At 72.4% G+C, this 7,133-nt stretch carries 7 protein-coding genes; 3 read left to right on the top strand and 4 right to left on the bottom strand.

All coding sequences use genetic code 11. The features are described from left to right. Positions 1–77: 77 nt before the first annotated feature. A complete protein-coding gene (locus ASG96_RS05140; RefSeq protein WP_056760544.1) occupies positions 78–1,301 on the bottom strand; it encodes an acetyl-CoA C-acetyltransferase in 1,224 nt (407 codons plus the stop codon). 224 nt (positions 1,302–1,525) lie between these two features. On the opposite strand from ASG96_RS05140, the gene ASG96_RS05135 reads away from it, so the two are divergent. After that, positions 1,526–2,287 (top strand): hypothetical protein, encoded by a 762-nt coding sequence (locus tag ASG96_RS05135; RefSeq protein WP_057587044.1) that lies wholly within the window; start codon positions 1,526–1,528, stop codon positions 2,285–2,287. A gap of 76 nt (positions 2,288–2,363) precedes the next feature. On the opposite strand, the gene ASG96_RS05130 is transcribed toward ASG96_RS05135, so the two are convergent. Beyond that, on the bottom strand, positions 2,364–3,548 hold the full coding sequence (locus ASG96_RS05130) for an SGNH/GDSL hydrolase family protein (RefSeq protein ID WP_057587042.1): 1,185 nt from the start codon (positions 3,546–3,548) through the stop codon (positions 2,364–2,366). Between the two features lie 146 nt (positions 3,549–3,694). On the opposite strand from ASG96_RS05130, the gene ASG96_RS05125 reads away from it, so the two are divergent. Next, a complete protein-coding gene (locus ASG96_RS05125; RefSeq protein ID WP_056760551.1) occupies positions 3,695–5,065 on the top strand; it encodes a cystathionine beta-synthase in 1,371 nt (456 codons plus the stop codon). 93 nt (positions 5,066–5,158) lie between these two features. Here the strand turns inward: ASG96_RS05125 and ASG96_RS05120 are convergent, their stop codons facing one another. Next, positions 5,159–5,731 (bottom strand): HhH-GPD-type base excision DNA repair protein, encoded by a 573-nt coding sequence (locus ASG96_RS05120; protein WP_057587040.1) that lies wholly within the window; start codon positions 5,729–5,731, stop codon positions 5,159–5,161. Positions 5,732–5,762: 31 nt separating this feature from the next. Continuing rightward, complete coding sequence (locus ASG96_RS05115; protein WP_057587034.1) at positions 5,763–6,416, bottom strand: YigZ family protein; 654 nt, start codon at positions 6,414–6,416, stop codon at positions 5,763–5,765. Between the two features lie 124 nt (positions 6,417–6,540). On the opposite strand from ASG96_RS05115, the gene ASG96_RS23100 reads away from it, so the two are divergent. Next, a complete protein-coding gene (locus tag ASG96_RS23100; protein WP_056760559.1) occupies positions 6,541–7,059 on the top strand; it encodes a WXG100 family type VII secretion target in 519 nt (172 codons plus the stop codon). The last annotated feature ends 74 nt before the right edge of the window (positions 7,060–7,133 follow it).

Here is a 7,133-nt window from a genome sequence, read left to right as displayed (position 1 = left end):
CACCGCCTGCGGGAACAATCCACCCATCACCCGATTGACCAACCTGTCGGGTCAGTACATCTAGGCGAGTGGGCTCCTCAGCTGAGGCGCTCGAAGATGACGGCCATACCCTGGCCGCCGCCGACGCACATCGTCTCGAGGCCGAACTGGCCGTCGCGCTCGCGCAGCGCGTTGACCAGGGTGCCGGTGATGCGCGCGCCGGTCGCACCGAACGGGTGGCCGATGGCGATGGCGCCGCCGTTGACGTTGAGCTTGTCGTAGTCCATCCCGATCTGGTCGGCCGAGCCGATGACCTGGGCGGCGAAGGCCTCGTTGATCTCGTAGAGGTCGATGTCGCCGATCGACAGGCCCGCACGCTTGAGGGCGAGGTTGGTCGCGTCGACCGGGCCGAGGCCCATGATCTCGGGGGAGAGGCCGGTCGCGGCCGTCGAGACGACGCGCGCCAGCGGCTCGAGCCCGAGCTCCCTGGCCTTGGTGTCGCTCATGATGACGAGCGCCGCGGCGCCGTCGTTGAGGGGGCAGCAGTTGCCGGCGGTCACGGTGCCCTGCTGGCGGAAGACGGGGTTCAGGCCCTGCACGGCCTCGAGCGTCACGCCGGCGCGGGGGCCGTCGTCCTTGGTGACGACGGTGCCGTCGGGGGTCGTGACCGGCGTGATCTCCCAGTCGAAGAAGCCCCGGCCGATGGCGGCCTCGGCGCGGTTCTGCGAGGTGACACCCCACTCGTCCTGACGCTCACGGGAGATGCCGTAGGCCGTCGCGACGTTCTCGGCCGTCTGGCCCATCGCGATGTAGATGTCGGGGAGCAGGCCCTCCTCGCGCGGGTCGGTCCACGTCTCGTTGGTCTCGGCGATCCGCTTGGTGCGGGCCTGGGCCTCGGTGAAGCGGCCGTTCTGCTGGTCCTCCTTGGCGCCGCCGGCACCGGCCCAGTCGGTGTACTGCGAGACGCACTCGACGCCGGCCGACACGAAGATGTCGCCCTCGCCGGCCTTGATCGCGTGGAAGGCCATCCGGGTCGTCTGGGCCGAGGAGGCGCAGAAGCGGTTGATCGTGGCAGCGGGTGTCGCGTCGAGGTCGAGCAACGTGGCGACGACCTTGGCCATGTTGGAGCCGTGCCGGCCCGAGGGCTCGGCGCAGCCGAGGTAGAGGTCCTCGACGAGGCGCTTGTCGAGCGCGGGCACCTTGTCGAGCGCGGCCTGGATGACCGTGGCGGCGAGGTCGTCGGGACGGACCTCCTTGAGCGAGCCCTTGAAGGCCCGGCCGAACGGCGAGCGGGCGGTCGAGACGATGACGGCTTCGGTCACGGGGGATCTCCTGGTGCAGCATCGACAGCCCGCGCGGCGGTGCGACGGGCGACTAAGCGCTTGCTCAGTCCCCACGATGGTAGGACGTCCTCGCACCGGTTGGACAGGCCGTCGGCCATGACGTGCGTCTCGCCGATAGGGTGGGGCAGTTGTCGGCGCCGTCCGCGCCGACCCGGTCCGGACACCCACACCGGACCCTCCGACGATCAGGGGGCACGCCCACCATGAAGACCTTCACGACCCGCGTCGTCGCCGTGTCCGGCGCGATCGCGATCAGCCTCGGCGCAGCCGCGTGCTCGAAGTCCGAGACGCCCACCAGCGGCTCCGCCGGTTCCAGCTCGTCCACGCCCGCCGCCTCGACGAGCTCGACGTCGACCCCCGCCGGCGACACCCCCGAGGCCTCCGACATCCTCGACAAGGCCAAGACCAACGCGCTGGCCGCCACGTCGGGCGCCTTCGTCGGCCAGGTCGACCAGAGCGGCAAGACGATCAAGATCGACTTCAAGGGCACGAGCGACGGCAAGACCGCCGACATCGCCATCGAGATGGAGGGCGACGGCAAGGCTCGCGTCATCTCCGTCGGCGACGCCGTCTACATCCAGGGCGACGAGACCTTCTGGAAGAAGCAGGGCGCCCCGGCGTCCGTGCAGAAGGCCGGCGACAAGTTCATCAAGGCGCCGTCCTCGGCCGGTTCGATGACCGAGAGCCTCAGCCTCAAGAGCTTCCTCCAGAAGGCCTTCGGTGCGGTCACGCCGGAGCAGCTGGCCACCGACGTCGCGAGCGAGAACGTCGGCGGCGTGGACTGCTGGGTGCTCACCGACAAGAAGGGCAAGGCCGAGGGGGCGCTCTACGTCTCCAAGGACAAGAACGAGGTCGTGCGCTTCACCGGCTCCACGGACAGCCCCGGCCAGCTCGACTTCTCCCAGTGGAACGCCGACCTGGGGATCAAGGCTCCGGAGGCGAGCCAGATCATGAAGATCAGCTGATTCCGTAAGCAGCACGAAGGGGCCGTCCGCACCAGCGGGCGGCCCCTTCGCCGTCCCCGGTCCCCGGGTGCCGGGGTCAGCGCAGGACGGGGTCCTCGGCGCGTCCGTCCGAGGGCCGCCCGTCCGATTCGCCGGAGCTGCCGTAGTCGCCGGAGTCGCCCGCCCGCAGCGGGTCCGCCTCACCGAGGGCGTAGGCCGTCCCGGTCGTCCCCGGACCCGACCCGGGCGCGTCGGCGGGCACCTCACGCGTTCCTCCCGACGCCGGCAGGGGCACGGCCGGACGAATGCGGTGCAGCAGCACGGCCCAGCGCCCGTGGGCGCCCCGGGCCTGCCCGCCGACCTCGGCGGGGGCCACCTCCGTGCCCGGCTGCGTGACGGCGCGGGTCGCCGCGACCGCCAGCGGGCCGACGCTCTCGCCGCGGCGGAGGTTGGGCTGGATCGGGGTGCGCCCCTCGCCGAAGAGGTCGAGCGCCGCGCTGACGGTCGGGAGCAGGGCCGCCGCGACGCGCGCGTAGCCGGCCGGGCTCGGGTGGAAGCGGTCCTTGCTGAACATCACGTGCGGCTCGGCCGAGAAGGCCTCGCTGAGCAGGTCGCCGATCGACACGGCACGGCCGCCGGCCTCGACGACGGCGACCGTCTGTGCCGCGGCGAGGTCGCGGGACCAGCGGCGCGCGAGCAGGCGCAGGGGCTGGGGCAGGGGCTGGATGGCGCCGAGGTCGGGGCAGGTGCCGACGACGACCTCGGCCCCGGCCCCGCGGAGGCAGTGGACGGCCATCTCGAGGTGGCGCACGGCGATGGACTTGTCGATGCGGTGGGTCACGTCGTTGGCACCGACCATGATGACGGCGACGTCGGGCGCGGGGACGGCGGCGAGACCGCGCTCGACCTGCTCGTCGAGACCGGTGGACTCGGCGCCGATGACGGCGACGTTGGTCAGCTCGACCGGCCGGCCGCTGAAGGCCGCGACGCCGCTGGCGATCGTCGCGCCGATGGTCTGGTGCGGATGGTCGGCGCCCATCCCCACACCGGTCGAGTCGCCGAGCACGAGGAACTGCAGGGGCACGCCCGAGCCCGAGCCGTAGGTGCCGCTGTCGGACGGGGCTCCCTCGAAGGGCTGGCCCACGATCCGTCGGGCCATCATCGCCTCGCCGCGCAGGATGCCGTAGCCGAGGGCTCCGAGCGCGCCGAGACCGGCGACGCCCATCCCGCCGCCGTAGGCGGCCGCCTGGGCGATCTTGCGCGCGCGTCGTGCACGCCCCATGCCGGAGCCCCTCCCTCGTCGTGGTCGAGCCGGCTCGACCGGGTCCACCACGGTAACGCCCTACCCGGACCGTCCGTGCCCCGTTTGCCGCTGCTGGGCGGCACCGCCTGTCTCGGCACGTGGGACGGCCCTCCTAGGATGGGCGCGTGAAGTACGCAGAGAACGTCGCCGACCTCGTCGGCAACACGCCCCTGGTCAAGCTCGGCTCCGTCGTCGCGGACGCGGGGGTGAGGTGCACGGTGCTGGCCAAGGTCGAGTACTTCAACCCCGGCGGCTCGGTGAAGGACCGCATCGCCCTGCGCATGGTGGAGGCCGCCGAGCGCGACGGCCTGCTCAAGCCGGGTGGCACCATCGTCGAGCCGACGAGCGGCAACACCGGCGTCGGTCTCGCCCTCGTCGCTCAGCGCCGTGGCTACCACTGCGTGTTCGTCTGCCCCGACAAGGTGAGCCAGGACAAGCGCGACGTGCTCAAGGCCTACGGCGCCGAGGTCGTCGTCTGCCCGACCGCGGTCGAGCCCGAGCACCCCGACTCCTACTACTCCGTCTCCGACCGGCTCGTGCGCGAGATCGACGGGGCCTGGAAACCGAACCAGTACTACAACCCCGAGGGCCCCAACAGCCACTACCTGACGACCGGTCCCGAGATCTGGCGCGACACCGACGGCCGCGTCACGCACTTCGTGGCGGGCGCCGGCACGGGCGGCACGATCAGCGGCACCGGCAAGTACCTCAAGGAGGTCAGCGACGGCGCGGTGCGCATCATCGCCGCCGACCCGGAGGGCTCGGTCTACTCCGGCGGCACGGGCCGCCCGTACCTCGTCGAGGGCGTCGGTGAGGACTTCTGGCCCGGCGCCTACGACCCGTCGGTCGTCGACGAGGTCATCGCCGTCAGCGACGCGGACTCGTTCGAGATGACCCGCCGCCTCGCCCGCGAGGAGGGGCTGCTCGTCGGTGGGTCGTGCGGCATGGCCGTCGTCGCCGCCCTGCGCGCCGCGAAGGACCTGCCCGAGGACGCCGTCATGGTCGTGCTGCTGCCCGACTCCGGACGCGGCTACATGAGCAAGATCTTCAACGACGAGTGGATGCACTCCTACGGCTTCCTCAACGACCACACCGAGGCCACGGTCGGCTCGGTCCTGCACGGCAAGTCGGGCGACATGCCGGCCCTCGTGCACACGCACCCCAACGAGACGATCCGCGACGCGGTGCAGATCCTGCGCGAGTACGGCGTCTCGCAGATGCCGGTCGTCAAGGCCGAGCCGCCCGTCATGTCCGGTGAGGTCGCCGGTTCTGTCAGCGAGCGGGCCCTGCTGGCAGCGCTGTTCACCGGCCAGGCCCACCTCGCCGACTCCGTCGAGAAGCACATGGAGAACGGCCTTCCCCTCGTCGGTGCCGGCTCGCCGGTGTCGGCGGCCCGCAAGGAGCTCGAGGAGTCCGATGCGATCCTCGTCGTCGAGGACGGCAAGCCGATCGGTGTGCTGACGCGCGCTGACCTGCTCGGCTTCCTCGCCGACTGATCCTCGTCAGGCGCTGCCTGAGAGCACGTATGCCGCTGGGCTCGCTTCTCGTGGAAGCGAGCCCAGCGGCATACGTGCGAAAAGCCTGGTGGGTCAGGCGTCCTGGGCTGCCTTGGCGCTGGCCTTCTTGGCCTGCTTGTACTCCCGCACCTTGATGAGTGAGTCGGCGTCGACGACGTCGGCCACCGAGCGGTAGCCGTCGAGCGCGTAGTCGCCGGCGACGGCCTCCCAGCCCTCGGGACGGACGCCGAGCTGCTTGGCGAGCAGGGCCACGAAGATCTGGGACTTCTGCTTGCCGAAGCCCGGCAGCTCCTGGACACGAGCGAAGAGCTCCTTGCCGGTGGTCGCCTCGGTCCACAGCCGGGTGACGTCACCGTCGTAGCGGCTCTCGACGAGGGCAGCGAGCTCCTGCAGGCGGGCGGCCATGGAGCCGGGAAAGCGGTGGATCGCGGGCGGCGTGCTTGCCGTGGCCTTGAAGGCCTCGGGATCGGCGGCCGCGATCGCCGCGGGGTCGAGCGTGCCGAAGCGGCTCAGCACCTTGTAGCCGCCCCGGAAGGCGTGCTCCATGCCGTACTGCTGGTCGAGCATCATCCCGACGACGACGGCGAACGGGTACTCGTCGAGGACCTGGTCAGCGGCTGGTTCGTTGGCGATCTGGAAGCCCATGCAGGCATGCTCTCACGCGGGTCCCGGCCGGTCAGCCCGCCGGGACCGCGACCCAGGACGGGGGTCCGGCGGCGATGCTGCCGGCGCCAGACGTCAGGGCTCCGACGAGGCCACGGACGGAGTGCTGCGTGCCCGGCTCGACGGCGAGCCCGAGGACGAGCCCCGTGGCGCCCCAGGCGGTCGACGTGACGGCGCAGCCGGGGTGTCCGCGCAGCGCGTTCTCGAGGCGTGGCCCGTCGGCGCCCGTGACGGTCACGACCAGTCCTTCGCGCAGCTCGTAGGTCGCCACGGTGGCGGCGTCGACGGCGGTGGAGACGGCGTCGCCGTAGGCCCGGATGAGGCCTCCGGTGCCGAGCAGGGTGCCGCCGAACCATCGCGTGACGACGGCCACGACGTCGGTGAGCCCGCGGCCGCGCAGCACGTCGAGCATCGGCGCACCCGCCGTCCCGGAGGGCTCCCCGTCGTCGTTGCTGCGCAGGGTCGCGCCGTCGGGCCCGAGCACGAAGGCCGTGCAGTGGTGCCGGGCGTCGCGGCTGCGCGCCCGCACCTGGTCGACGAAGGCGCGCGCCGACTCCTCCGTCGCCGCGGGCGCCAGGTCGCAGACGAAGCGCGAGCGCTTGACCTCGAGCTCGGCGGAGGCGGGCGACGCGAGGGTCAGGTAGCGACGTGGCGGGCGCAGCGGCATACCTTCCTCGGGCGGCGGGTGGGACGCTCCGAGTATGCCGGGCCGCCGGGGAGGGCTCCGCGTTGCACGAGGCGCGGCCGTCGGGTGAGGATGAGCCCGGTTTGCCGGGGTGAAGGGGAGATCCGTGTTCTCGAAGGGTGCTGACGTCGACGCGCTGCGCGACTCGGCGGGTCGGATGGCGTCGTTCGGACGCGAGGTCGACGTCGTCCGTGCGCGCGGACAGCGTGCGGTGTCCGCGATGCAGCGCGTGTGGCAGGGCCCGGACCTGCAACAGCTCGTCGAGCGCTGGCGCCGGGTCGAGCACGACCTGACCCGCATCAGCTCCGAGCTCGACCGGCTGTCCAGGCGCCTGCACGACAACGCCGATCTCCAGCACCGGTCGAGCGGCACGTCCGCGGGGTCGGGTGGTTGGCACCACGTCGGCGGCGGTGGCGCTCCGGCGGGCGGCGGACCGGGCGGCGGGCGGCCGCTCGTCACGCCCGGCGTGCCGCAGCCGCTGCACGGGGTGGGCGGGAGCCACTGGATCGGCACTGTCGACGGTGCGGGTGCGGCGGTCGCGCCCCTGGACGCCACCTACGGGCCGCTCCTGCCGGCGGGTGTGCCGGCCGCCGCCGCCCACGGGCTGGGCCTGCCGATCCACTGAGCGCCACGCCGCTGGCACGACACCGCGGCACGCCCGGGCGTGGGCCACCCGGGGCCGCGGCGGTCCGGCTGAGA

The organism is Terrabacter sp. Soil810 (assembly GCF_001429645.1).
GTDB lineage: Bacteria > Actinomycetota > Actinomycetes > Actinomycetales > Dermatophilaceae > Terrabacter.
This window is presented reverse-complemented; position numbering and strand designations above follow the sequence as displayed.